Consider the following 26611-nt stretch of genomic DNA (forward strand, 5'->3'; position numbering starts at 1 on the left):
GCGCTTCGCTTTTGGAATGTCATCTCATGTAACGCAACAATGCGGCAGAGGTTGCACCTGATCTGTGGGCATGGTATACTTTCGCGTCATCGACGGATGCCTCCCAAGGGAGGAGCCTATGAAACTGCGCCACAGCGCTCGCACCGATGTCGGCAGAACGCGGGATCACAACGAAGATGATTTTGGCGTCGGCGAAGGCGCAGGAGTCGCTCAGCACGGCGAGTTGCTGGTCGTCTGCGACGGAATGGGGGGACACGCTGCCGGCGAGGTTGCCAGCCGCCTCGGCGTCGAAACCATCCTCAGCGCCTACTATAGCGACAATTCCCCGGATCGGGTCGATGTGCTGCGTCGGGCGTTCGAGCGCGCCAATGAGCGCATCCATGCTGAAGGGCGCGGCGCGATGGGCACTACCGGCGTCGCGGCGCTGTTCTACAAAGGCATGCTGCACGTCGCCAACGTCGGCGATAGCCGCGCATACCTGATCCGCAACGACGACATCTGCCAGATTTCACGCGACCACTCGCTCGTCGGCGAGCAGGTGGCGGCTGGCGTCATCACTGCCGACCAGGCAAAATCCAGTTACTACCGCAATGTCATTACTCGCGCGCTGGGGTATCAACCGGAGGTGCAAGTCGATCTGTTCCACCTGCCGTTGCAGGTCGGTGATACGATTGTGCTCTGCTCCGACGGGTTGCACGGGCTGGTCAGCGATGAGGAGATCGGTGCAATTGCCCGCTCGATGCCCCTTGCCGACGCGGTTGATCGCTTGATCGACCTGGCAAACGAGCGCGGCGGCACGGACAATATCACGACGATCATTGCGCACGTCGATGAACTCGATAATGCGGCAACCTTCGCTGACCTATCGGATGCCGCCCGCACAACGGTTGAATTTCCGGCGCCAACGACGGCGGCGACCATTGAATTTCCGGCAACTGCCAGCCTGACGCCGGCAGTTGCTGAGCCTGCGACGATTCGCACGGCGCCGCTGCCCGTTGCGCCTCCCCCCGCCCCTCCGCCGGTTGCGGCGCCTGATCCGCGCGATACGCCCGCGCCACGGCGAATGCACTGGATCGGCGCAACACTTGCTACCGTTCTGTTTACCGGGCTGGTGTTTGTGACTCTGTTCGTTGCCTATCCATCCGTGCTGGCGCCGGGGCAGGAAAGCCCCGCTTTGCCTGAAACGTCGCCTACTGCCGCGCCAACCCAGGCGCCGCCAACCGCTACCCTGCCCCCTCCGACCCAACCGCCAACCGAAGCCCCCGCCATTCTTCCGGTTGCAACCGAAACCCCCGTGCCGACTGCATCGCCAGCGCCGACGACAACGCCTTCTCCGGTCGCTACCGGTACGCCAACGCCCACGGTTGCGCCGGCCATCACCGCCACGCCGGGTGCGTCGCCATCCACGCCGATCGCAACGGCGACCCGCACGCCCATTCCGCTGACGTTGCCGACGCGCACGCCGTAACGACCGCGCCATATCCCGGCAAGGCATGGTACAATCATCGCATACGTGTTCGTATTGGAGTGGAAACAGTATGCCGATACGGGTGCTCGATGCAACCGTTGCTGCGCAGATCGCCGCTGGCGAAGTAATCGAACGTCCGGCGTCAGTCGTGCGCGAACTGGTCGAAAATGCGCTCGATGCCGGGGCGCGCCGCATTGTCGTGGAAGCGCGCGGCGGCGGGTTGCGCGAGATCCGGGTGCAGGACGACGGGTGCGGCATTCCTGCCGATGAAGTCGAACTGGCGTTTGCGCGCCACGCAACCTCGAAACTATCCACAGCCGATGATCTCTGGTCGATTGCAACGCTTGGCTTTCGCGGTGAAGCGCTCCCGTCAATCGCGGCAGTGGCGCAGGTAATCTGCGTTACTCGCGCTGCCGGCGCCGACGTGGGCGTCGAACTGCGGATTGCCGGCGGCGAGGTGCAGGCGATTATGCCACGCGGATGCTCGCCAGGCACGACAATCAGTGTACGCAACCTGTTCTACAATACGCCGGTGCGGCGCGATTTCCTCCGTTCCGACGCCGCCGAGTCCGCCGCGATTACGTCCGTCGTCACGCAGTATGCGCTTGCCTACCCCGAAGTGCGCTTCAGCCTCGTCATCGACGGGCGTGCCACGCTTCAGACCAGCGGCAACGGCGATCTGCGCGCCGCCACAATCGAGATTTACGGGCTTGATGTTGCGCGCCAGTTGCTGGCAATCGATGCTGCCGTCGGCGAGGGTGTCGATCTGGTCCAGGTGCGTGGGTTGGTGTCGCCGCCGGGGCTGACCCGCAGTTCACGCGCGGCTATCCACCTGTTCATCAATCGTCGCGCTATTCAACCGCGCGGGCAGATTGCAATTGTGCTCGAAGAGGCATATCACACGCTGCTGATGAAAGGTCGCCATCCTATGGCGATTTTGAACATCACGGTGCATCCCGCAGCGGTCGATGTCAATGTCCATCCAACCAAGAGCGAGGTCAAATTCCGCAATACGACGCAGGTGATGAGCGTACTGGGGCGAGCGGTGCGCACCGCGCTCCTGGAAAGCGGCGTGCGTCCCTGGGAAGAACCAGGCGTCCCTGCATCGCTCGACACGGCGCAGCGCCGCTTTGAACTGCGGCGCCTGGGAACATCCCCCGAAAGCGCCTGGGATGCGCCATCCTGGATGACGGCGGGCGATAAGCACGGGGAAATACCGGCGATGGACGACCGGCGCGCTGTTGGGCAGAGCAGCGCGTGGGAGCGTGAGCCGGCGCCACCCGACGCACAACTCATCACGCACGCCTCGAAATTGCCGCCGTTGCGGATCGTCGGACAGATCGCCCAATCCTACATTGTCGCCGAGTCGCCGGATGGGATGTATCTCATCGATCAGCACGCTGCGCACGAACGCATCACCTACGAGCGGTTGATGGCGCAACGGGGCGCCGGCGCGATTGAACGCCAGGAACTGCTGATCCCGCAGGTGATCGATCTGCCGCCGACGGCGCAGGACGTGCTGCTGGATGCCGCCGACCGGTTGGCGGAGTGGGGGTTTGCTGTCGAACCATTCGGGCGCAGCCTGCGCATTCGCGCTATTCCGGCAGTGCTCTATCCCGGCGATCTGGCGACAGCACTGCTCGAAATCGCCGATCACCTGAGCGGTCGTGGCGGAACAACGCCACACGACTGGCGTGAGGCGCTGCTGATCACCCTCTCGTGCCATACCTCGGTGCGCAGCGGGCAAACCCTCTCGTTCGACGAAATGCGCGGATTGGTGCTGCAACTGGAGCGCTGCTCATCGCCACGCACCTGTCCCCACGGTCGTCCGACGATGATTCTGCTGACGACGACCCAGATCGAGCGCCAGTTCGGCAGGATTAAGTAGGCGTCACGTCGCCCCAGAGGTAGGCGGCGATCTGCGGCGAAAGGGTAATCTGCCGGTCATCGCGTTGAAGCGTGACGCCGTACACCGGAGAGACATCAATCACAGCAAACTGCTCACCCGGCACCAGATGGCTGTTCTGTAAGTACCGAATCAGCACCGTATCTTCTTCTGCCTCTTCCGCGATGCGCCGCAGGGTAAAGACGCCGCCAGGAGTCGCCTGATCGAGGCGCACCGTGCCGGCATAGACGTCGCAACGTCCAGGAATGGGATTGCCGTGCGGGCACGTGGTCGCCTCGCCGACCAGTTCCTCGATCCGTTCTTCCAGACGCGGCGAGAGCGCGTGTTCGAGGCGCACCGCTTCCTCGTGAATTTCGTGCCACTGCATGCCCATCACATCGACGAGGAAACGCTCCAGAATGCGGTGTCGCCGTACCATGGCTTCCGCCAGACGAAACCCTTCGTCGGTCAGCAAAATCTCACCGCGCCCATCGCGCACGATATAGCCGCGATCCTCCATACGGCTCACCATATCGGCGACAGTTGGGGGGGTCACATGCATCCATTCCGCCAACCGCGCGCTGATAACCGGTTCGCCACGCGCCGCCAGGTAATAGATAACCTCCAGATACTCGCGCATCTTTTCGGTTGGTCCGGCGTCGCCCGGTTTGCGTCGTGCTCTGGCGTGTCGAGTTGTGTCAGCCATCATTGTTTCCTTGCCTGGTGATACGTTGATTATAGCAGAAATGCACCGTCAACGTCGCGCTCGATACGCCGCACCTCGACAATCGCCTCTGGGTTGATCGGTCCGTAGATGTGAGGGAAGAGCGGCGCCAGGGGTGTGCCAGCAGGACGCTCCCAGCGCACTGGCACGGTCAACCGTTCGACATCGATGACCAGCAGCACAAAATCGCCCGGCGTCCCACGATACAGCGCATTGGCGACGCGCACCATCAGTTCTTCGCCCTCGGTGCAGTGCACGAACCCATCCACCGCAAACTCTGCCGGAACATAGGGTTCGTGCGCGGGCCACATCGTCCAACGTTCAGCCGGCGCCATATGGAAGATAATCCTTGCGCTCATGGCATCTCCAGTTCGTTCAGCGCAGTGTGCACCGGCGCCAGCGCCGGCGCCAGGCGCAGAAACGCTTCACGGTAGATGCGCTCGTACAGCGCGTGCAGCGCATCATCAGGCGCGACCGTTCGCGCGCACACCCGCAACGCGCCGACCGCTTCGTCTTCACTGCCGTAGACGCCCGCAGCGATCCCGCCAAGCGCCGCAGCGCCCAGAGCAACGCTCTCGTCGATATCCAGCACCTGGATCGGTCGCCCCAACACATGGGCTTTGATACCCATCCAGACCGGCAGGCGCGTGCCGCCGCCGATTGCGCGGATCGTCCTGGCGCGCATCCCCAGCATCTGCTCCATATGGTCGAGCATGTGCCGCCACTCGAACGCCAGACCTTCATAGACCGCGCGCGCCAGCGCGGCGCGTCCGCTGCTGACGGTCAAGCCAACGAACGCCCCCCGCTCTCCGGCGGTCAGATGCGGCAGGAACAGCACGCCCAGACTGCCCGGCGGCGCCGCAACTGCCAGCGCTTCGATCTCCGCCACTGCTGTGTGGAGCGATGCGCCGGGCGCGACAATGCCGCGCATCCATTCGACCGCCGCGCCGCTGCTGAACAACCCGTCCATCACGTAATAGCGGTCGCGCGCCACGTGCGCACCGAAGGTCACGTGCGTCCAGGACGACACATTGGCAATAAACAGACGCTCATCGAGCGGAACATCATCGAGCGGCAGAAACGCCGCTTCCGCTGTGCCCATCGAGTCGAGACAATCGCCAGCGCGGCGCACGTCGGCTGCCAGCGCACCGCACACATGGTCGTGCCCGCCGGCGCCGACGACCGTTCCAGGCGCCAGCCCGGTTGCCGCCGCCGCTTCCGGCGTAACCACGCCGATGCGCGTGCCGCTCGCCACAGGTTCAGGGAGCAGATCGCCGCGCAACCCGGCGCGATCGATCAACACATCCGACCAGCGGCGCGCGCGCAGGTCGAAGAGCATGCTGCGCGACGCCAGCGAGTAATCGGTTGCGCGCGCGCCGCACAGTCGAAAGGCGATATAATCGGCGACGTGCAGCCAGGTTGTCGCGGCGGCATACCCATCCGGCTCATAGTCGCGCAGCCATTGCAATTTGAAGACTCCATAGATCGGCACAGGCAGCATGCCGGTCAGGCGAAACGTCTCCAACGGATCATCATGCACATTCCAGCGTTGCACATACGGAGCAGTGCGCCGATCATACCAGGCGATGATCGGGGTGAGCGGCGCACCGCTCGCGTCAACCAGCACGCCGGCTTCACCGACGCTTGCCACTGCCAGCCCGCGCACCCGCCGGGGATCGTCGATGGATGCCAGCGCGCGACGGATCACATCGACAACTGCCTGCCAGAGAGCAGAGGGATCGTGCTCCGCCCAGCCCGGCTGCGGTCGTTCGGTGGGAGTGGCAATGCTGGCGGAAGCCGCAAGTGCGCCGTTCGTGGTGAAGATAAGCGCCTTGATGTTGGTCGTCCCAACATCAATACCCAGCAGCAGATCATCAGCCATATGGTTTCTCGTGAACAACTGGCATGACAATCATAGCACAAACGAAACCTCAAAAAAACAGCGACGTCGGATGGCGTCATCCAAACGTCGCTGCCAGAACGGCACGGACATGCCAGCAGAAGTGCGCAGCTACCAGAGCAAACCGCCGTCTACCTGAATGACCGAACCGGTAACGAAACTCGAGTCGTCCGATGCGAGGAAGATGTACACGGCGGCGACCTCTTCCGGCTTGCCAAGGCGACGCAGCGGCGTGCGTTCCTGAACCGTATGGATCACCTTTTCGGGAATTGTACTGATCATCTCAGTGGCGATAAAGCCAGGAGTCACCGCATTGACACGCACACCGGAGGGACCAAGTTCACGCGCCCAGGTCTTGGTCATCGCAATGACGCCACCTTTGGTGGCAGCATAGTTCGACTGACCAAAGTTGCCGTACAGACCGACAATCGAGCTGACATTGATAATCGACCCGCTGCCCTGCGCGGTCATATGCGGCGCCACTGCTCGCGCACACAGCCAGACGCCTTTGAGATTGACATTGATCACGGCGTCCCACTGTTGTTCGGTCATTTTCACCAGGCGCGCATCGCGCGTAATGCCGGCATTATTGAGCAGCACATCGATCCGCCCACCCCATGCCAGCACCGTCTCAACCATCGACTCCACCGATGCCGCCTGAGAGACATCGGCCTGGACGGCGATCGCGCGTCCGTCCTGTCTGGTAATTTCAGCCACCGTCGCCTCGGCGCCGGCCATATTGATATCGACGACGGCAACGCGCGCGCCCTCGCGCGCGAAGGCAATCGCAGTCGCTTTGCCAATGCCGTGGCCCGCACCGGTCACAATTGCCACCTTATCTTTCAGGCGCATCGTCTTGTCTCCTCGTTCGTGATAACCGTCATTTAGATCGATCGATCGGCGAGCCAGGCATCGATTTGCGGCCACAGACCACGACGCGCCCCGCTGCCAGCCATAATACCGATATGACCGCCTGGCATAATGATCTGATGTTTATCGATGCTGCTCACGCGATCCAGGATGGTTTCCGACTGGCACGGCGGGACGATATGATCCTGCCGCGCGATAATGTTGAGCAGCGACGCTTTGATGTCTCCCAGGTTGACCGGGCGCCCGCGCATGATCCAGGTACCGTTCATCAACCGATTTTCGCGGTAGAGATCGACGACCAGTTGACGATAGGCAGCGCCAGCAAACGGCACCCCATCGCTCACCCAGGTATTCATCGCCTGCCACGACTCGACGATCTTCGGGTCATCGAGGTTATCGAGCAAGCGCAGGTAATTACCAACCAGATTTTCGACCGGCTTGAGCAGTTTGCTGCCGACATCGATCATTTCGCCAGGGTAGTTGCCCGTCTGCTCCAGAATGGCGTCGAGGTTGAAATATTCCTCCTTCAGCCACTTGGGAAACGGACCCATCGCGCCCTTGTTGGAAAAATCAATCGGCGCCGTCAGCAGGATCAGATTGCGCAGACCGTCGTCCGGGCGCATTGCCGCATAGATCGCTGCAAGCGTTGCACCGATGCACCAACCGAGCATACTGAAATCGCGCTGCCCGCTGTGCATCTGCATGCGGCGCACCGCACGCGGCAGATACTCGAGCGCATAATCATCGAACGTCAGGTGCGCATCTTCTGGACCGGGGGCGCCCCAATCGACCAGGTAGACGTCGTACCCCTGCTGAACCATGTATTCGACGAAGCTGTTGCCTGGGCGCAGGTCGAAGATGTAGGGCTTATTGATCAACGCAAAGACGAGCAGCAACGGCACCCGTTTGCGCTTCTCCGCCGGCGCCTGCGGGTAGTAATGATACAGAGTGGTCTTATTGAGCGTCCAGATCGCCTCTTTTGGCGTCTGCGCCACCTTTGCCCGTTGTTTTCCCGTGGCGATCTTGACGCCCATTTCATAGGCTTTCCCCAAACGTTCAACTTCGGCGTACAGGTTCTTCGCCACTGTCGCCGGATCTACGGGAAAGAGCGTCGTCTCAGGCGACGTCGTCATTGACCTGCTCCTTGCTACTCAAACGCGGCATCTACCGCACCGGTTTAAAAGCCCTCGATGGCGTGATCTTCCTTAACCTCCTCAGGCGTTGGCGGCTCCGGATCGGGCGGCGCCGGACGCGGCGCTTTGCGGCGCTTCTGGGATGCGTCCACCGGTTCGAGCGCCGCCTGCTGGAGTCGCTCGATCAACTGAAGCATCTGATCGGCTTTGTGATCGAGCGCCGCCAGGCGCTGCTCCATACCGTTGAGTTCTACGCCTTCCTGCTTATTCTGTTCGAGTTGCTCGGCGAGCATCTCGACAATCACCGGCGTTTGCGTGCGCAACGCATGCGCCAGTTGATCCAGTTTGATTTCGATATCGTCCAGGCGCATTTCGATATTCGTCACCCGACGCGCCAGGGTGGTGAGCTCCTCGCGCGACGGCAGGTTCAGCCGCGCCAGCGACGTCTTCATCGAGGTGTTGATCAGGTTCTGGAGCGGCGCCGACGCGATCAGGTACGAGTCGAGCGTCGCTCCGACCCAGCGCGCAAACGTCTCGGTATTGACCAGGTCGATCATGGCCTTGGCCCACGCGTCGAGCGTTGCATCGCGGGCCTTGATCAGGTTGCCAATCGGATCGTTCGGATCGAAGCCGTTTTTCTGGCCCATCAGCGTCTCCTTCGACAGGTTCGCCCGACAAGGGCGGGTTGGATTTCTGGGGGTCTGTTGTTGTCTCACGGCGCTTTCGGGCGTGCGTTCGCGTAGGGGATAAAAAAGACGCGCCCTGCGCAACCGTTTCTGTCATGAGGGTAGTCGGAACAGTTACAGAGAGGATACATCTTTCGGACACGTATGCGCTGCGGTAATACAACGAAATTGGAGCAATGGGTCCAGGCATGCATTGTCAGGCGGCAAAGAAGCGCGTCCCTGCTGCGATGCGCCTCGGCTGGCGACTGAAGTCGCGCCGGGCAGACGTTCCGCCGGGCGTCCGCCTTGCGTGGAGGCCACCGTTCCCCTCTGCGCAGGCGGACGGTCGGTCGCAGGCCTATCAGGGTCGATTTCAATCGCTGGCAGCCGTAGCATCGTTTCCTGACACATCATGCCTGCACCCCGGAGCAACATGGGTCTTGACAACCTGTGATTTGTGAGATAGGATATGGGTGGTTTTGAGAGGTTGCTCCCTGGTAGGCGCGGCTTCACGCAAACACAGGTTACTGCTCCGGCCCGTCGAAAGACGCTCAGGGGCGCACAGCAGGCTCGGCTTAAGGGCTTTGCCAAAGTAACTGCGGCGCTGCCGCTACGTTGTGTGACAGCTTAAGCTCAACCGGAGGGGGAGTGTTCGTGAGAGCGTTCAACCCCTTCGGCGTTACCGGAGGGGTTTCTGTTTGGGGCGAAATCATGGACGAAGGCGGTCATCGTAGTCAGCGGCGCAGCGCCGCAACAGCATTCCCGGACGCACCTCCTCTCGCCAGTGTCGCGTAGCGTTGTCTGCGCTTCCTCTGTGACACCCTGGCGAGCGTGCTGCGCCAGGGTTGTTTGTTGAGCGCACGCTCGATGTGCCCGGTGCACATCCGTCATCTCCGGCGTTGCGCTGCTGTCTTCCAGGTTTCAGGCAACAATCCGTTTTGCGCCGTGCGGGCGTCTGTCCCTTGCTGACCAGACGGCAGGGTATGGTTTGCTCTGCACTGCGCCTGATGCCGGTCAGCGCCGATCACCTGATCGTGCGCATGGTTTGTTGCGCCCTGCGACGGAAACAGTTCTTCATTTGTGCACGATGAACGGGAAGATGAAAGGGGGAACCCGCGATGCTGACGATTCGCTGGACGATGAACAAAGACGGGCGTCTGACGGCGACCTTCGTGCGCCCGCAGACGCTGCGCCCGCTCTCGCTGGCGCCCACTACGCCACAACTGCTGTCGGTCAATGGTCGCCGGACACAACCCGCCGCAATGCCGCAGCGTGCCGCGCCCGGCGGGCGAATGCCGGAACCAGCGCCTGAGGCGGCAGGCGCCGGTTGATTCTGTTGATGAAGTGGAATAAGCGCTTATCTGGAGGAGAAAAGCATATGCTGGCTACCCTGATCCTCTATCGTAGGGCGATGCTGCGATGGGTGTTGATCGACGCCGTGCAGCGCGCCTGGCGCCGCCATCAGGTGATTGTGCCGCTCTATCGGCACCTGGCAGCCCTGGCGCCTGATGAGCAGCGCGAAATCGTGTTGCTACTCATGGCTGAACACGAAGTTCGCCATCAGCAGCAGTATGCGCGAATGCTGGCACGGCTGCACGCGCCGTTGCCTGCAAGTTTCGACTCTTTCGACCGCATCTGGCTCTGGTTGCTACCGCGCTGTAGTCCAACGATTGCGCTGCGCTGGACGGCGTGGACCGAGCAGCGTGATGCGCGGGCGATTCTGGAGGCTATGGCGCTTCTGAGAATCTGAATAACCCTGTGCCGCTGTGATGACGAGCGCCAGACGTCCGGTGGCTGAAGCCGTAGGCTACGGGCTGCGAAGCCCGCCTGCGCGGGCTGGCCCGGATAAGCCTTGAAATGACCAGAAGCCCCTGGCAACAACGACGTTGCTTTCAACCGGCGATACACACGACAGTCGCTCAACTTTCGTATGTTAGGAGGCTGCCCATGCGCGTAATGTTTCCCGATGCTGGCGTGCTGCGCCCGCGCCTCAAACTCACACTGTGGGATGTTGTCGTTATTCCGCTGATCATCGTCATCATTCTCTTGCTGACGATCGCCTTTCAGGGCGCGTCTCAGCCGTTCGACGTCGCCGCGACGCCCGATCTGACGGTTAGCCTGGATCCGATCAATTTGCCCTACTACGGGCTGCGGACGGTGTTCCGCATGTTTCTGGCGGTGCTGTTGAGCCTGCTCTTCACGTTCACGGTTGCGACGCTTGCCGCCAAATCGCGGCGCGCCGAGACGGTGATTATCCCGGCGCTGGACTTCCTTCAGTCGTTGCCGATCCTCGGCTTTCTGACGGTGACGACGGCGATTTTTATCGGCATGTTCCGCGGCAGCCTGCTTGGGCTTGAGGCAGCCAGCATCTTTGCGATCTTCACCTCGCAGGTCTGGAATATGGCGTTTAGTTTCTATCACTCGCTGATTACTACTCCCAGGGAACTGCGTGAAGCCGCTGCGGTGCTGCGCCTCTCGCCCTGGAAGAAGTTCTGGAATCTCGACGTTCCGTTTGCGATGCCCGGATTGATCTGGAACACGATGATGTCGGTGTCGGGCGGCTGGTTCTTTGTGGTCGCTTCTGAGGTCATCTCGGTGGTCGGGCGCGACAATGACCAGTACCTGCCGGGGATCGGCTCGTACATCGCCCTGGCGATCGAACAGGCGGACATTGGTGCCATGGTCTATGCCGGTCTGACGCTGCTGATCATCATTTTGATCTATGACCAGGTGATCTTCCGCCCGATCGTCGCCTGGTCCGAAAAGTTCAAGTTCGAGCAATCCGAAGCGCAGGAAGTGGCGCAGTCGTGGATGCTGCGCCTGTTGCAGCGGTCGGGGTTCGCTGGCAGCCTGAGCGCAATCGGCGCCGCAATCCGGCGGAGCGTCCCGACCATCCCGGTCAGAGAAGTTCCCGGTTCGCCGGTTGAGGTGCAACCTGACCCCCGGCCGATTGATCGGGCGATTGACCGGGTCTGGTACGCGATTGTTATTGCCGTGACGCTGTGGGCAGTCTGGGTTCTGGCGACCTACATGTTCGGTTCAGGACTGGGATTCGCCAGCGGGCGCGTGCTGGCGGCAAACCCGAATGTGAACACCGATCTCGATCCAGAGATCGCTCGCCAGTTTGCCGCGTTCGGGGTGACGGTCAACCCGGATCAGACGGTCTGGCTGTCGGATGTCTGCGCAGCGACGGCTGGTGGGACGCAGGCAAGCGCAGATCTGGCGGCATTGTTGCGCAACGAGCGCGTCGGAGCGCCGGACGACCTGGCCGCCGCCTGCGCGGCGCCGATGGTGCCAGCCGGTAAGGTTGCCTGGTCGGAGGTGTTGGAGTGCCTCTGGCTCGGATTGCTCACCACCGTGCGGGTCGTGATCTGGATCGGCATCTCCACGCTGGTATGGACGCCGATTGGCGTCTGGATCGGGCTGCGTCCGCGGGTCGCGCAGTTCGCGCAACCGCTGGCGCAGTTCGCGGCGGCATTCCCTGCCAACCTGCTCTTCCCTGTTGCAGTGGTGCTCATTGCCACATATGCGTTGCCGCAGAACCTGTTCCAGGCGCCGCTGATGATCCTGGGGGCGCAGTGGTACATCCTGTTCAACGTGATCGCCGGCACGGTCAGCATTCCGAATGACCTGAAAGAAGCGGCGCAGGTGCTGGGACTGCGGGGTTGGGCATGGTGGCGCAAACTGATTATTCCGGCGATCTTCCCGGCGTTCGTCACAGGAGGAATTACGGCATCGGGAGGATCGTGGAACGCCTCGATCGTCTCCGAGGTCGTGTCGTGGGGCGCTACGACCCTTACCTTGAGCGGTCTGGGCGCCTACATTGCCTATTGGAGCACCGGCGAGTTCAATCCGCACGTCGGGTTGGGCATGCTGGTGATGGGTTCGCTCGTGCTGGCGTTCAACCGGTTGTTCTGGCGATGGCTCTACGCCCTGGCTGAAACGCGCTTCCGCCTGGATTAGTCGAAAGGAGAACTTCGATGGCGACCACGTTTACACCAAAGACGACAGCGAGCGTCGGAAAAGTCATCCTGAGCGCCCGCAATCTGCATAAAATCTTCAAGACCCCCGAAGGAAACGATCTGCTGGTTCTGGATACCATCAATCTGGACCTGGCAGAAGGCGAGATTGTCGCACTGCTGGGTCGCTCCGGCTCTGGCAAGTCGACGTTGCTGCGCTGCCTGATCGGGCTGATCTCCCCGTCGAGCGGCGAGGTGCGCTACCGCAACCGGTTGGTGACCGGACCGATGCCGGGGATGGCGATGGTCTTCCAGTCGTTTGCTCTCTTTCCCTGGCTGACGGTGCTGGAGAACGTCGAACTCGGCCTGGAGATGCAGGGCGTCCCGGAAGGCGAACGGCGGCGGCGGGCGCTGGGGGCGATTGATCTGATCGGTCTCGACGGATTCGAAAGCGCATATCCGAAGGAGTTGTCCGGTGGCATGCGCCAGCGAGTCGGGTTTGCCCGCGCCCTGGTGACCAACCCCGACGTGCTGTTGATGGACGAGCCGTTCTCGGCGCTCGATGTGCTGACTGCCGAGAACCTGCGCGCCGAGTTGCTCGATCTGTGGGAAGAGCGACGCATTCCGACGCGGGCAATCCTGATGGTGACGCATAACATCGATGAGGCGGTCCTGATGGCTGATCGGGTGCTCATCCTCAGTTCCAATCCGGGACGGATCATCAGCAGCCAGCAGATCGACCTGCCGCGCCCGCGTGATCGCAATGATCCCGCGTTTCTTGCCGCCGTCGAGACGATCTACCGGGCGATGACGACGCCGGAGGCGGCATTTGCCGGCGCCGCAGCGGTTGAGATTGATCATGCAAGCCTTGGTATGCGGCTCCCGGAAGCGGAGGTGGCGCAGATAATCGGGTTGATCGAACGAGTGGAAGCCGGTCCGGATCGCGGACGTGACGATCTGCCGGCGCTGGTGGCGGAGATGCAACTCGATGCGGACGATCTCTTCGTCATCACCGATGCGGCTGAGTTGCTGGGCTTCGCGCAGACCCGCGAAGGGGACATCACCCTGCTACCGGAAGGCGTGAAACTGGCGCGGAGCGACATCCAGGAGCGCAAGGTCATTTTTGCCGAGCACCTGATGAATCGTGTGCCGCTGGTGGCGCATATCCGGCGCGTGCTCGCCACCCGGCCCGACCATCGTGCGCCGCGTGAGCGGTTCCTTACGGAACTGGAAGATTTCATGGGGGCTGAAGAGGCAGCGCGCACGCTCGATACGGCAATTGAATGGGGGCGCTACGCCGAACTCTTCGAGTACGACGCGCGCGAGGGGCGGCTGCGCCTGCCGGAGAATGGCGGGTGACGAAGGTGATGGTCATGTGGGACGCACGCGATGGACGAACGCTGTAGAGGCGCCCCTTGTGGGCCACCATATACGCCAAAGTGTGACTCGCTGGGAGTGCAACAGCGGCATGTCTGGATTTCATAGCTTCGCCATCTTCGTTTATCATAAAGATGTGTGAGGCGCTGGAATGTCGCCATAGCGGGGATTGGCTTCAGGTAACCGCGGCTCTTTCATGCTGTGACGGGCTTCTCGACGACAGCGGCGCTTCAAGGCGGAGAGGAGATGCGTGGAGAAGGTGTTATGCAGGATATTGTCACCGAACTCGTGCGGTTGCTGGGACCGATCAATCTTGATGTGATCTTTCGGCTCGTGCTAACGATGATACTGTGTGGGCTGGTTGGTCTTGAACGTTCGGGTCACGAGCGGGCAAGCGGCTTTCGCCCGCATATTCTGGTGGGGTTGGGCGCCTGCCTAGTGACGATGGCTGGGGCATATGGCTTTGCCGACCTGACCGGCGAGCGCGATGCGCTGCGGGTCGCCAGTTACGTGGTTTCGGGGATCGGGTTTATGGGGGCTGGTGCGATCCTGCGCCACGGCACGACGGTGCGCGGTTTGACGACTGCTGCCACCCTGTGGGGCTGCGCTGGCATTGGCGTCACGGTGGCGACCGGGCTGGGATGGCTGGCGATTGCTGGCACCGTGCTGTTCCTGGTCACACTGACGATTCTTGAGTGGTTCGAGATGCGGCTCAACTTTGGCAGTCCGGTGAGCCGGCTCCGCATCCACCTGCACGACGACAACCGCGCCGTCGGAAAGGCGCTCGATGCGCTCGCTCGCCTGGGTGCGCCGGTCAAACGCGCCACGGTGCTGCCCGGCGCTGGAACCTCGGCGCTGCTGGATGTCGAACTTGCCCGGGCGCTCACCGCCGATCAGGCGCCGCTGCTGGCGAAGCAACTGTTGACGCTCAAAAAGTATGTCGTGCAGGTCGATACCACTGTCGCGCCGCTGGATGAACCTTCCGATGACGAGGAACTGGCTGAAGCGCAAGAGGGAGAAGTGGCGCCACTCAACCTGAGTGACGATGACCTGCTGCGGGATCTCAACGACTCGGACGAAAAAGAGAAAACGCTAGCGCCGCGCGCGTAATGCCTGGTCTCTCATCATGGTCTCAGACCCGCCCTGCGCTCTGAAGCATGCGCTTGCGTTTGCCCGCGAGGAAATCTCTGGTATAATGGCGGCGTTGCGCCCCCGTCGTCTAGAGGCCAAGGACGCCACCCTTTCAAGGTGGAGATCACGGGTTCGAATCCCGTCGGGGGCGCCAGGGTTCCTAATCCACGAAGAACACGAAGGATCACGAAGAACGGTGATTCCTTCTCTATAGATAGACGTTGCATTGTAACGTCTCTCCTCTGCGCAACGTCGCTGCGGTCTGCATCGCAATTCGTCAATCACCGACACCATTGCCCCCATCCTCGTGGCACTCGATGATCCGCTCAATTGGAACGCTGACCGTCATGCGACGGGCGCGGTGCGGGCTTGTGCGTCCTACCACAGCGGCAACCACAATGCTGATGTCATCCGTCGGCTCGTTCCGATCAAGTTCCATCGCACGGTTGAGCAACGCTTCAGCAAGCGCCGTGGCAGGATCATCAGACTCGCTGCGCCACCCTGCCAGGTAGTTGCCAAGCTCCATATCGACGCCATACCGTTCGCCTGCCTTGAGCAACCCATCGGTGAACATGACAATCTGCAACCCGGAATGGAGCGCCAATTCGGTGATCACCGGCCTGGTCGACGGATACAATCCGATGGGTGTCGACGGTTCATTGTGCAACTGCACCTGTTCCGCACTCAGCACGAAGAAAGGCGCCGGGTTGTTGCGCGAGACGCGCAGACTGCCGCTGGCGAAGTCGATGGAAAGGATGTTGAGCGTGGCAGACGCCTGTCCCATGCGATAGGTGTACAGATAGTCGTGGACGGCGCGCGCCACTATGCCGTCGCGCGCGCCATCTTTGAGTTGCGAAATCGCGCGCGTGGCTATCAGGTTGCTCAACGTTTTGGCGCCGCGCCCGCTCCCCTGCCCGTCCACCAGAACGACTGAGAGACCGCCGCCGGGCCGCTCGATTACTTCGAGGGTGTCGCCGCTCTCAGAAGCGCCATAGCGGGGAACTTTGACAACGGCGATATCTATGTGCAGCATGGTTGTTCTCACATGGATGTCATTGCGATTCGAACATTTCTTTCTTCATTGTAGAACGATGGAGAAGTCATCGCAAGAGGGATGGGAGGCGAGAGGCAAGAGAGGGTGCAGTTGAAGGAAGGTAGCATGGGACACGGAGGGGCGCACCTGCCATGTGCCCGTCAGACCGGTGCATGTTGCCCGGCGCGAGTGGGTGGCGGGCAAGGACGCCCGCGCACCGATGAGGAGTGAGGGAAAGATAGGGGCAGGGAACCAGGTTCTCAGTTCTCAGTTCCTGGTTCCCTTGCCACCTCATCTTTCACCCTAACCCTCAACCGTCTTCAGCAGTTCGACGGTTGGCTTCGCGGTCTCTTCAAGTTCCGCCTTGACATCCATCCAGACCTTCGCCGGGTCTTCGCCGGCAATCGTGATGCGCTCCAGCCCCTTGCCAATGATCTGGTCGCCGCCGCGAACGTAGACGCGCGCCGAGTCTTGCGGACGTGTCTTCGGCAGTTGCTCGACGGCGGTGCGGAAGTTCGGTCGTTCGGCGAGGTATTGCTTCATGCGCTCCGACTCGACTGCCGCCTTGCGCACCGGCATGTACCCTGTGCGCTGAGACCAGTCTACTGCCCACTCATCACCGGTGGCAAAGGCGATCCATTTCATCGCAGCCTGCTGCTTCTCGGCGGGCAATCCGGACAGAACTGCCATGCCTGCGCCACCGGTGCAGCATCCGAAGCCAGACGGACCCTCCGGCAGAAAACCGGTGCCAACCGGGAACTGCGCGTTCTTCTCAACGCCTGCCAGCGCGCCGGTGCTCAGCATCGCGCTGGCTGACAGCCCGGTGACAAAGTCCTGGGTTACATCCTTCGGCGTCGTCGCCCACTTGTAGGTTTGGGTCGTATCGCGGTAGAAGTTGCCCGCTCTGATGCCATTTTCTTCGTGGATGCGGATGGTAAAGTCGGGGTCGCTGTAGCGACCGCCGTATTGCCAGATCACCCCCTGGAAGAGCCAGGCGATGTAGCTGGCGGCGCCAGGGTGGGCGAAAGCCGAACGCCCTTCTCTGTTGAGTTTCGGCGCCCACTCCATAAACTCCTCCCACGTCTTCGGCGCGCGATCGTCGAGACCGGCTTCCGCCCAGGCGTCCTTGTTGTAGTAGAACAGCGGCGTCGAGCGCGCGAACGGAATCCAGTACACCGTATTTTTGCGAATACCTTCGTTGAGCAGCACATCAACATACGCTTCGCGCTTGACCCCTTCGGCTGCCATCAGGTCGTCGAGCGGCTGCAACTGACCGTTGATGTAGAACGAGAACCACCAGACATCCGAGAGCAGGCTGACGTCGGGGGTCTGCCGCGCCTGAACCGCAGCGGTCAGTTTCTGCGCAGTCTCTTCGTAATTGCCCTGGAACTGGTAGTTGACCCTGACATCCTGTTGCATGCTGTTGAATGTCTCGACGGTCGCCTGTTCGGCTTCACCCAGAACGCCGCTGAACGATCCCCAGTATGTGATTTCGACGGTTGATCCCATTGATCCCTGAGGCATCGCGGTTGGCGGCGCGGCAGTCGCCGGTGGGGCAGCAGGCTCACCGGTCGGCGATGTAGTCGCTGCGCCGCCGCAAGCCGCCAGTGTCAGCGCACCGGCGCCTGCTGCAACACCACGCAGGAATTGTCGTCGGTTGATCTTTGCCATGGATTCCTCTCTCCTCTCGTCAGCATCGGTGTTTGAGGTTGACGCCTGATACGACCGGTGTAATCACGTGGACTACACCGGTCATTTCAACCCTCAACCCTTTGTCAAAACCCTTGTAATCTACAACGTTCCCACCTTCCACTCCGCTTGCCGTTTTTTCTGAACCACAGAGGCACAGAGGGCGCAGAGAGAACCATCTTCGCACTGCTGCCCACGCTTATGAGTATTTTTGATCCAGAAATAGAGAGGCACAGAGGGCGCAGAGAGAACCATCTTCGCACTGCTGCCCACGCTTATGAGTATTTTTGATCCAGAAATAGAGAGGCACAGAGGGCGCAGAGAGAACCATCTTCGCACTCGTCAGGTGCGGGCAAGCGGCCCGCTTGCCCCTACGCACCTCTCCACCTTCAATCTGTAACCCTACCCTTTCACCGCTCCGGCAGCAATCCCCTCGACAATGTAGCGTTGCGCCCAGACAAAAAGGACGACCACCGGCAGTACAACGAACATGGTTCCTGCCATCACCACGCCCCAGCGCGCCAAACCTTCCTGGTCGAGCAGGCGCGCCACACCAATCGGCAGGGTGCGCATATCCTCCGTGCTGGTGATGATCAGGGGCCAGAGAAACTCGTTCCACTCATTGACGACCGCAAAGAGACCGGTTGTCACCAGCGCGGGCATTGCCAGCGGCACGGCAATCTCCCACAGACGCCGCATGTGACCGGCGCCGTCGATCTCGGCTGCCTCGAATACTTCGCGCGGCAACGTCATAAAGTACTGGCGCATGAGGAAAGTTCCGAACGCCGTCGCCGCACCGGGCAGGATCAGCCCCCAGTAGGTATTGACCAGTCCAAGATCACCCATCGTCAGAAAGTTTGGCACAATCGTGATCTGCGCTGGCACCATAAGCGCCGCCAGGACGATCAGGAAGACGATGTTTTTGCCGGGAAAACGCAGGAATACGAGCGCATACGCCGTCAGCACCGCCAGCGTCATCTTCGAGAGGGTTGTCGCCAGAGTTACGATGATGCTATTAATGTAGTAGCGCGCAAACGGCGCTGCTCTCCACGCGTCAGGATAGTTGTCCAGCGTGGGATTGAGCGGAATCCAGGTCGGCGGCACGATATAAATCTCGCGGCTGGTCTTGAGCGATGCAACAAGCATCCAGTAGATCGGCAGTCCGATCACCAGCACCGAGACGATGATCGCTGCGTATCCCGCCATGCGCCACAGCAAGCGCTGCTGCAAGGCGCGTGCGCGCTGGCGTCGCCCGTGTCGCTTCATCGCTGCCCGTTGTTGGAGACCTGCTTGCTGTTCCATAGATTTCAGGGGTTACGAGAACTGAGAACCGCGAATCGCTCCTCTTGCCCCTTGCCACTCGCCTTGCATCCCTTGCGCTTCTCACCCTCAGCCGCGCTCAGCGCCATACGCCTTGCATCCCTCGCGCCTTTACCCTTTGAGGGCGCACCGGCGGCTACTTGCCCCCTTCGCATACGTAACACACAGCGTTCGACCTTTCCACCTTCATACCGGTAACGTTCCCGCCTTCAACTGTAATGCACCCGTCGCTCTAGAAATCGCAATTGCAGGAGGGTCAGGATCAACATCAGGACAAACATCACCATTGCCACGACGCCTGCCGGTCCAGCCTGCGACTGGATGAAACCGCGTTCGTACAAGTGGTACACCAGCATATTGGTGGCGTTCACCGGTCCGCCGTCGGTCATCACCCGAATAATGTCGAACGCCTGGAAGCATGCCAGAATACTCGTCACCAGCAGGAAAAAGATGATCGGCGACAGACCGGGAAGCGTCACATGCCAGAATTGCCCCCACGGTCCGGCGCCGTCGATCCGGGCTGCTTCGTAGAGCGTCCGGTCAATTGTCTGCAATCCTGCCAGATAGATGACAACGGCATAGCCGGTATTTTTCCAGATATAGACGATCAGGAGCGCCGTCATCGCCCAGTTTGGATCGGCAAGCCAGTTCGGCGAAAGAATGCCGAACCAGCCGAGGATCTGCGCCAGCAGCCCGAAACGCGGATCGAAGATGTAGATCCAGACAATCGCAATCGCCGCACCCGAAAGAACGGTTGGCGTGAAGAGCACTGCCCGCGTGCCTTCGCGCCAGCGCAGCGGTTGGTTCAACAGCAATGCCAGCCCCAGACCGAGCGCCATCGTGGCAGCCACCGACACAACCGTAAACACTGCGGTATTGATTAACACGACACGAAAAATCTCGCTGCTCAGGACGGTCTCGTAGTTGCGCAGACCGACGAAACGGCGGATCGGGCTGAGAAAGTTCCAACTGATCGTGCTCAGGTAGGCGTTGTAGATCATGGGCCAGAACGTAAATGCTGCGAGCAGCAGCAGGTTCGGTCCTACCAACAGGAGAAACAATACGCTTTCACGCCACTCGCGCGCATTGGCGCGCAGGCGCGGCACAGAGAACACACTCATATTCTCAGCATATCGACTGCAACGGTGGCGCAACTCACATCAGTGCAGCGCCGCTCCTGATCGCCATTGGGGAACGTGCGGGTGCAACACCAGGTGCAGGTATGAAGATGTCAATGCAGCACGTCTATTGGTACCGCATGAGCGTTAAGTGCTCACCAACCATACGTTAAGTCAGACTTAATGTCTCATTAACCGTCGGTGTCTGGCTTTGGAGCAGGCGTTCACGTCTGCGCATACGCTGCCGGTCCAGATTGGGCAGTATGCCATGGTGAAGAAGCCGGCGCCCCATGGTGGTTCCTGAGACATCACGACCACGGGCTGCCGTCATTGGCATCTTCCGGCGCGATGGAGTATCATCATAGCAAGAAGGATTGAGATGCAGCCCCACTGGAAGGATGATCCATGGTGCGCTGGATGGCAGATGAGGAACTGGCGGCGCTGCTACGGCGCTACTATAGCGGCGAAGGCGGGTTGTGGCCCACAATCCGTGAGCGTGTCGCCGCCGAACTCCGGCGGCGCGGCATTGAAGGCGCGCGGCACATCCGTTTCCGTCGCCGCGACGATGAGTATGAGGTCATTATCGAAGATGCAAGCGGGTACGAACCAGAGTAACCTTGCCGGCGCCCTGAACCTGTGCTATAGTCACCATTGTTCCCGCAGCGCCAGCGACTGGAATGCGGCATCGCCAGCAGTCGTCGGCTGCTGGCTTGTTCTTCTCCCTGCCGCCAGAGAAAGGACTCGCCATGACTGCCACGCCAACACGCAGCATCATCCTCCGCACCACGATCCCGGGACCGCGTTCGCGCGAACTGCTTGAACGACGCGCAGCAGCAGTGCCGAACGGTCTCTACAAAGCGCATCAGATCGCCATCGAAAGCGCCTCAGGCGCGCTGGTGACGGATGTCGACGGCAACACGTTCATCGATTTTGTCGGCGGAATCGGCGTGCTGAACGCCGGTCACTGCCCGCCGTCGGTCGTCGCGGCGATTCAGGAGCAAGCAGCGAAACTGATCCACTTTTCGGCGCTCGTCGGGACGTATGAGCCGTATATTGCGCTGTGCGAACGGCTCAATGCACTTGCGCCGATCAGTGGTCCCTGTAAGACGATCCTGTCGAACAGCGGCGCCGAAGGAGTTGAAAACGCTATCAAAATCGCCCGCGCCGCGACCGGTCGCCAGGCGATCATTGCGTTCGAAGGGGCGTACCACGGGCGCACATTGCTGACGCTCACGCTCACCAGCAAGTACACGTTCAAAAAGACCTTCGGACCGTTTGCGCCCGAAGTGTACCGCGCACCGTTTCCCGCTGCTTACCGGATGGGGGTGAGCGAGGAAGAAGCGGTCGAACGTTGCTGGGAAGCATTCGAGCGCATCCTGGTGGCGCACGTAGGTCCAGAAGCGATCGCGGCGGTTATCATCGAGCCGGTGCAGGGCGAAGGCGGATTTATCCCGACGCCACGCGAGTTCATGCGACGCCTGCGCGATTTCTGCACGCGCAACGGAAGCATCCTGATCGCCGATGAGGTGCAGTGTGGCTTCGGGCGCACCGGTACACTGTTTGCCATGGAGCAGATGGCGGTCGAACCGGATATCCTGGTCAGCGCCAAGTCGATTGCCGCCGGGATGCCGCTCGCTGCGACGACCGGGCGCGCAGCGATCATGGACAAAGCGCACATCGGCGGTATTGGCGGCACCTATGGCGGCAACCCGCTGGCATGTGTCGCGGCGCTCGAAGTGGTGAGGATGTTCGACGATGGCGAACTGCTGCGCCGGGCGAAGCAGATCGGCGCAATAGTGCGTGAGCGTGGCGCGATCTGGCTGCGCGACATTCCGCTGGTCGGTAATGTGCGCGGGTTGGGCGCGATGCTGGCGATCGAATTGGTCAAAGACCGCGCCACCCGCGCACCGGCAGCCGATGAGGTGCTGGAGGTGGTGCAGTACTGCGCCGAACATGGAGTGCTCACCATGCGCGCCGGGCTGTACGCCAACTGCATCCGCCTGCTCATGCCGCTGGTTATCACCGACGATCAGTTGCACGAAGGACTCGATGTGCTGGAGGAGGCGCTGCACGTGGTTGCGCAACAGAAAGGAGGAGGGCATGGCTGAAGTAATCACGGCGCCCGCTGTTATTGAATACCCTGAAAGCGATGGCAAACCCGTGGGTGAGACCGACGTTCATCGCCGCGAAATCCTGCACATTGTCGAAACGCTGGATCGGCATTTTCGTCACGTGCCGGACATCTATGTGAGCGGCAACCTGATGTTCTACTATGAGGAAGGCAACCCCTCAGCGGTCGTGTCGCCGGATGTGTTCGTGGTCAAGGGAGTTCGTAAAGGCTTGCGCCGCACCTATAAACTGTGGGAGGAGGGTGCTGCTCCATGTGTTGTGATGGAGATGACCTCGCGCTCGACCCGTCTGGAGGACAAAGGCAACAAACGCGCTCTCTATGCAATGCTCGGTGTGCGCGAGTATTTTCTGTTCGATCCGCTGGGTGAGTATCTGAAGCCGCCTTTGCAGGGTTTTACCCTGATCGATGGCGAATATACAGCACTGCCGTTCGAGGCTGATGGCAGCATTATCAGCCATGAATTGGGGCTGAAACTGTATCGTGACGATACCATGCTCCGACTGATCGACCTGACAACCGGGAAGGAAGTCGTGCGCACTGAGCACCTGAGCGATGCCTTGCAGGACGCGCTTGCCCAAGCGCAATCGGCGCAAGAACAGGCGCGGCTCGCCGAAGAACAGGCGCGGCTCGCCGAAGAACAGGCGCGGCGTGAGGCGGAAGCGCGTCGCGCCGCCGAAGCGGAACTCGAACGACTCCGCGTCGAACTGCAACGGTTACGCGGTGAGGACGTATGAGCGAGATTGTGATCGTCAACACGCGCCCTGAGCATATCGACCAACTGGTGCAGCATCAGCGCATCTGCTTTCCAACGCTCGCCGACCACGAACTGATGCGGCGTGAGCATTTCGAGTCACAGTTGCGCCTTTTCCCCGAAGGGCAGCATGTGGCGCTCGATGGGGATCGAGTCGTCGGGCAGAGCAGTACATTCCGTATCAGCGGCGCCATCGCGCTGGCGCCGCACACCTACCACTGGATCGTCGCCGGGAACTTTTTCACTAACCATGATCCAGAGGGAGAATGGCTCTACGGCGCTGATATGAGCGTGCATCCCGACTATCGGGGGCGCGGCATTTCACGCATGCTCTACAATGCGCGCAAAGACCTGGTGCGACGCCTGGGGTTGCGCGGTATGGTCGGCGGCGGCATGATTCCCGGATATGTGCGCTACCGCGACCAGATGAGTCCGTTGGAGTATGCGCAGGCGGTCGCTGCCGGTCTTCTGACCGACCCGACGCTGACGCCGCAACTGCGCGCAGGCTTCGAACTGCGCGGCATCCTGCCCAATTATATCGAGGCAGGCGAACTGGGCAATGACTCGACACTGATTGTCTGGGAGAACCGGGGGTGACGCGGGAACGGGTGCGGGCATCGGATATGGGGGAACTTTTTCCCTGGCGCTTCACGGCACAACACGGTACGATGTTTAAGAAATGGCGTAATGGAGTATTGAGTAAAGCGGTTTGAGGGGAAGAACCCCTTGTGAACAGCAAAACCGTGAAGCGCACTCTCTGGGGGTGTGGCATGAAACAACGATTATGGGGATCGATAGCCGGACTACTGAACATTGCACGCCGTCTGACGGGTACATTGTTGCTCATTATCGGCATTCTTGGCCTGTTACTGCCGGTGCTGCCGGGCTGGTCCTTGATCATTCCCGGCGTGGCGCTGCTTGGGCGGCGTGATCGATTGGTGCGCCTGAGCCATCTTGCGGTGCGGTATGCGCTGCGCTGGATGCGGCGCCGTCGCCAACGGCATCTGCGGACGCTTGGGTGGCGTCTGACCTCCGAATACGGACGCACCCGGCGCATTGTGCTTCCTGCCATTGTTGCCACAGAACGCGCTGTCGCCCGCGCGCTGGCGTGGGGGTAGCCTGTCGCTCCTCCAGGACCCTTGAGCGCGCGGGCGCGCCTCTGTCGCGCCTGTACGCCCGCATTGCTCAGACCCAGGACCCTTGAGCGCGCGGGCGCGCCAGCGGCGCGCCCCTACTTCCCTTCGCGCGGTATCCATCGCGCGCACGGCATCCATCACGCCCCCCCACGACCAAACGTTCCTCGCGCAACTGCGCCATTTGTGTGAACGACTGTATCCGGTTGTGGTATCATGATTGTACAATACGTGTGAGGGGCTTTTTGCTCTCGTTTTCCATAGGCGTTCACCACGCACCACACCACCAACGAGGTTCCATGTCCAGCCGGGTTCAGAACATTCGAGGCATGCGCGATCACCTGCCATCCGCCATGATCCTGCGGCAGCACATTATTAACACGCTGACTTCCGTTTTTGAGCGTTATGGTTTTGAGCCGTTGCAGACGCCAATTGTCGAATATGCCGAAACGCTCGACGGCAAAATCGGCGATGATGAGAAGTTGATCTATCGTTTCGAGGATCACGGCGGGCGGAAGGTGGCGTTGCGCTACGATCAGACGGTGCCGCTGGCACGGGTTGTCGCGCAGTATCAGGGGCAACTCACGTTTCCATGGCGGCGTTATGCCATTGGTCAGAGTTATCGCGGTGAACGTCCTGGTCGTGGCCGCTACCGCGAGTTGTGGCAGGCTGATATCGATATCGTCGGATCGGCGTCGCCGGTGGCGGACGCCGAGATTCTTGCAGTGTTGACCGATGCGCTGACCGCGCTTGGATTCACCGGTTTTACGACCCTCATCAGCCATCGTCAGGTTCTTGGCGGCATCGCGCGCGTTTCTGGTCTTGATGATGCATCCGCCGGCAATGTCTACCGCGCCATCGACAAACTCGACAAGATTGGCATTGATGGCGTGCGCAACGAATTGTTGCAGAGCGGCGTGACGCCTGACGCCGCTGAGCGCATTCTGGCGCTGATCGATCTGTATGGCAGCGCGGACGATGTGCTGAATGAACTGGCGCAGCGGTTGCACGACGACGAGCGGGCGCAACAGGCAATCGACAATCTGCGCGCGATCATCGGCTATGCGCGCGCTATGGGCGTGCCTGAGGAGCGGATCGCGATCGCACCGCGCCTGGCGCGCGGGTTGTCGTACTACACCGGCGCCGTCTTCGAATCGATCATCCAGGAGCCGCCGATGGGGTCGCTGCTCGGCGGCGGGCGCTACGATGAGTTGATCGGCATGTTCGCCGGGCGCTCGATCCCTACGGTCGGGCTGGCGTTTGGCATCGAACGGTTGCACGATGTGATGGAAGCATTGGGAATGGGACCGGAGTCACGGACTATTGCGGTGGCGCTGGTGACGCTCTTCAACCCTGAGATGGCGATGGAGAGTCTGGGTTTGGCGCAGGAGTTGCGCCGGGCAGGGTTGATGATCGAGACGACGCTCGACCCCTCCGAAAAACTTGGGCGGCAACTCCAGTATGCGGACCGACGCGGCATTCCGTATGCGCTGGTGCTTGGTCCCGATGAACTGGCGCGCGGAGAAGTCGTTGTGAAACATCTGCGCAGTGGTGAGCAACGGAGTGTGGCGCGCAGCGCCGTTGCCGGCATGCTGCACGCGGCTGCGGAAGCGCAGCGCACCCCGCGAATAGCGAATGAGCAGGGAGGCATCCATGAGCGATAGACTTCTTGAGACGACGGTCGGTCAGTTCCTTGATCGCCTCGCCAGTAGCGCGCCGACGCCGGGCGGCGGGAGTGTGGCGGCGCTCACCGGTGCGATGGCGGCTGGTCTGATTACGATGGTGTGCGACCTGACAATCGGCAAGAAGCAGTACGCCGAGTTCGAGGCGGAAGCGAAAGCCATTCGCGAGCGCGCGGAAGCGTACCGCGCCGAACTCCAGCAGTTGGCGCAGGCGGATATTGATGTGTTCAATCAGTTGTCGGCGGTCTACAAATTGCCGCGCACCACCGAAGCGGATGCGGCAAGCCGTAGGGCTGCGATTCAGACCGTCATGCGGCAGGCGACCGAGATTCCACTCCGTACTGCGCGCGCCGCTGCCGCATTGCTGCCGCTCTGTGCGCCGCTTGCGCGCTATGGAAACCGCACCGCAGTCACCGACGTCGCTGCGGCTGCGCTCCTGATTCGCGCAGCGGTTCCGGCGGCATTGATCAATGTCGAAAGCAATCTGGCGGTGATCGAAGATCAGATCTTTGCGCGAGAGGCGCGCGCTCAGGCGGAAGATCTGCTGATGGGCCTCGATGGCGAGGTGGAGGGGGTACTGACGTTGACGCGAACTCGTCTCAAAGGGTAAGACGGCATTTCAGCGGTTCTCTCCGGTCTGTG

24 protein-coding genes, 1 tRNA gene and 1 riboswitch are annotated in these 26611 nt (G+C 61.2%); of the genes, 15 read left to right on the top strand and 10 right to left on the bottom strand.

The window, feature by feature from the left end; translation table 11 throughout:
• Window positions 1–118: 118 nt before the first annotated feature.
• Together RCAS_RS26130 and mutL are read left to right on the top strand one after the other, a co-directional pair.
• A complete protein-coding gene (locus tag RCAS_RS26130) occupies window positions 119–1468 on the top strand; it encodes a Stp1/IreP family PP2C-type Ser/Thr phosphatase (RefSeq protein ID WP_011997640.1) in 1350 nt (449 codons plus the stop codon).
• Between the two features lie 70 nt (window positions 1469–1538).
• Entirely contained in the window at window positions 1539–3356 is a 1818-nt protein-coding gene (gene mutL / locus RCAS_RS00535) for a DNA mismatch repair endonuclease MutL (RefSeq protein ID WP_011997641.1), read from the top strand.
• On the opposite strand, the gene RCAS_RS00540 is transcribed toward mutL, so the two are convergent.
• The 6 genes from RCAS_RS00540 to RCAS_RS00565 form a co-directional block, all read right to left on the bottom strand.
• Window positions 3349–4062, bottom strand: coding sequence for a metal-dependent transcriptional regulator (locus RCAS_RS00540; protein WP_011997642.1), 714 nt, complete (start codon window positions 4060–4062; stop codon window positions 3349–3351). The two genes, mutL and RCAS_RS00540, sit on opposite strands and share 8 nt — an antisense overlap.
• A 26-nt stretch (window positions 4063–4088) precedes the next feature.
• Entirely contained in the window at window positions 4089–4436 is a 348-nt protein-coding gene (locus tag RCAS_RS00545) for a DUF952 domain-containing protein (protein ID WP_011997643.1), read from the bottom strand.
• Window positions 4433–5959, bottom strand: coding sequence for an FGGY-family carbohydrate kinase (locus RCAS_RS00550; protein ID WP_011997644.1), 1527 nt, complete (start codon window positions 5957–5959; stop codon window positions 4433–4435). Before RCAS_RS00550 ends, RCAS_RS00545 begins: the two co-directional genes overlap by 4 nt.
• Before the next feature lie 129 nt (window positions 5960–6088).
• The gene (fabG, locus tag RCAS_RS00555) at window positions 6089–6829 is read right to left on the bottom strand and encodes a 3-oxoacyl-ACP reductase FabG (RefSeq protein WP_011997645.1); all 741 of its coding nucleotides are present in this window, start codon (window positions 6827–6829) and stop codon (window positions 6089–6091) included.
• Window positions 6830–6861: 32 nt separating this feature from the next.
• Entirely contained in the window at window positions 6862–7980 is a 1119-nt protein-coding gene (locus RCAS_RS00560) for a PHA/PHB synthase family protein (RefSeq protein WP_011997646.1), read from the bottom strand.
• 44 nt (window positions 7981–8024) lie between these two features.
• On the bottom strand, window positions 8025–8627 hold the full coding sequence (locus RCAS_RS00565; RefSeq protein ID WP_011997647.1) for a hypothetical protein: 603 nt from the start codon (window positions 8625–8627) through the stop codon (window positions 8025–8027).
• A gap of 504 nt (window positions 8628–9131) precedes the next feature.
• Window positions 9132–9298, top strand: a riboswitch (M-box (ykoK) riboswitch).
• Between the two features lie 465 nt (window positions 9299–9763).
• Here RCAS_RS00565 and RCAS_RS00570 point away from each other — a divergent pair.
• The 6 genes from RCAS_RS00570 (at window position 9764) to RCAS_RS00595 (ending at window position 15266) form a co-directional block, all read left to right on the top strand.
• Window positions 9764–9976: a hypothetical protein gene (locus RCAS_RS00570; RefSeq protein ID WP_041330108.1), complete on the top strand. Its 213-nt coding sequence runs from the start codon at window positions 9764–9766 to the stop codon at window positions 9974–9976.
• 47 nt (window positions 9977–10023) lie between these two features.
• On the top strand, window positions 10024–10395 hold the full coding sequence (locus RCAS_RS00575) for a hypothetical protein (RefSeq protein ID WP_011997649.1): 372 nt from the start codon (window positions 10024–10026) through the stop codon (window positions 10393–10395).
• Between the two features lie 197 nt (window positions 10396–10592).
• Window positions 10593–12608 carry an ABC transporter permease gene (locus RCAS_RS00580; RefSeq protein WP_011997650.1) on the top strand — a complete coding sequence of 672 codons (2016 nt, stop codon included), beginning with the start codon at window positions 10593–10595 and terminating at the stop codon, window positions 12606–12608.
• A 17-nt stretch (window positions 12609–12625) separates the two neighbouring features.
• The gene (locus RCAS_RS00585) at window positions 12626–13963 is read left to right on the top strand and encodes an ABC transporter ATP-binding protein (protein ID WP_011997651.1); all 1338 of its coding nucleotides are present in this window, start codon (window positions 12626–12628) and stop codon (window positions 13961–13963) included.
• Window positions 13964–14245: 282 nt separating this feature from the next.
• On the top strand, window positions 14246–15091 hold the full coding sequence (locus RCAS_RS00590) for an MgtC/SapB family protein (RefSeq protein WP_232280112.1): 846 nt from the start codon (window positions 14246–14248) through the stop codon (window positions 15089–15091).
• 98 nt (window positions 15092–15189) lie between these two features.
• Window positions 15190–15266: transfer RNA gene (locus tag RCAS_RS00595), tRNA-Glu, on the top strand.
• A gap of 123 nt (window positions 15267–15389) precedes the next feature.
• Here the strand turns inward: RCAS_RS00595 and RCAS_RS00600 are convergent.
• The 4 genes from RCAS_RS00600 to RCAS_RS00615 all read right to left on the bottom strand — a co-directional run bounded on the left by RCAS_RS00600 (window position 15390) and on the right by RCAS_RS00615 (window position 20275).
• Window positions 15390–16145 (bottom strand): SpoIIE family protein phosphatase, encoded by a 756-nt coding sequence (locus tag RCAS_RS00600; RefSeq protein WP_011997653.1) that lies wholly within the window; start codon window positions 16143–16145, stop codon window positions 15390–15392.
• A 303-nt stretch (window positions 16146–16448) separates the two neighbouring features.
• Window positions 16449–17816 carry an ABC transporter substrate-binding protein gene (locus RCAS_RS00605; RefSeq protein WP_011997654.1) on the bottom strand — a complete coding sequence of 456 codons (1368 nt, stop codon included), beginning with the start codon at window positions 17814–17816 and terminating at the stop codon, window positions 16449–16451.
• 420 nt (window positions 17817–18236) lie between these two features.
• Window positions 18237–19136 carry a carbohydrate ABC transporter permease gene (locus RCAS_RS00610; RefSeq protein ID WP_011997655.1) on the bottom strand — a complete coding sequence of 300 codons (900 nt, stop codon included), beginning with the start codon at window positions 19134–19136 and terminating at the stop codon, window positions 18237–18239.
• A 227-nt stretch (window positions 19137–19363) separates the two neighbouring features.
• Window positions 19364–20275 (bottom strand): carbohydrate ABC transporter permease, encoded by a 912-nt coding sequence (locus RCAS_RS00615; protein ID WP_011997656.1) that lies wholly within the window; start codon window positions 20273–20275, stop codon window positions 19364–19366.
• 402 nt (window positions 20276–20677) lie between these two features.
• Here RCAS_RS00615 and RCAS_RS00620 point away from each other — a divergent pair, with 402 nt between their 5' ends.
• The 7 genes from RCAS_RS00620 (at window position 20678) to RCAS_RS00650 (ending at window position 26579) form a co-directional block, all read left to right on the top strand.
• Window positions 20678–20887, top strand: a complete 210-nt coding sequence (locus RCAS_RS00620; protein WP_011997657.1) for a hypothetical protein — start codon at window positions 20678–20680, stop codon at window positions 20885–20887.
• Between the two features lie 131 nt (window positions 20888–21018).
• Window positions 21019–22380, top strand: coding sequence for an aspartate aminotransferase family protein (locus RCAS_RS00625; RefSeq protein ID WP_011997658.1), 1362 nt, complete (start codon window positions 21019–21021; stop codon window positions 22378–22380).
• Complete coding sequence (locus RCAS_RS00630) at window positions 22373–23137, top strand: Uma2 family endonuclease (RefSeq protein ID WP_011997659.1); 765 nt, start codon at window positions 22373–22375, stop codon at window positions 23135–23137. Before RCAS_RS00625 ends, RCAS_RS00630 begins: the two co-directional genes overlap by 8 nt.
• Complete coding sequence (locus tag RCAS_RS00635) at window positions 23134–23751, top strand: GNAT family N-acetyltransferase (RefSeq protein WP_011997660.1); 618 nt, start codon at window positions 23134–23136, stop codon at window positions 23749–23751. Before RCAS_RS00630 ends, RCAS_RS00635 begins: the two co-directional genes overlap by 4 nt.
• Before the next feature lie 173 nt (window positions 23752–23924).
• A complete protein-coding gene (locus RCAS_RS00640) occupies window positions 23925–24272 on the top strand; it encodes a hypothetical protein (protein ID WP_011997661.1) in 348 nt (115 codons plus the stop codon).
• Between the two features lie 314 nt (window positions 24273–24586).
• The gene (gene hisS / locus RCAS_RS00645) at window positions 24587–25951 is read left to right on the top strand and encodes a histidine--tRNA ligase (protein ID WP_011997662.1); all 1365 of its coding nucleotides are present in this window, start codon (window positions 24587–24589) and stop codon (window positions 25949–25951) included.
• Window positions 25941–26579, top strand: coding sequence for a cyclodeaminase/cyclohydrolase family protein (locus tag RCAS_RS00650; protein WP_011997663.1), 639 nt, complete (start codon window positions 25941–25943; stop codon window positions 26577–26579). Before hisS ends, RCAS_RS00650 begins: the two co-directional genes overlap by 11 nt.
• Window positions 26580–26611 lie beyond the last annotated feature (32 nt).

Origin of the sequence: Roseiflexus castenholzii DSM 13941, assembly GCF_000017805.1 — a bacterium.
GTDB lineage: Bacteria > Chloroflexota > Chloroflexia > Chloroflexales > Roseiflexaceae > Roseiflexus > Roseiflexus castenholzii.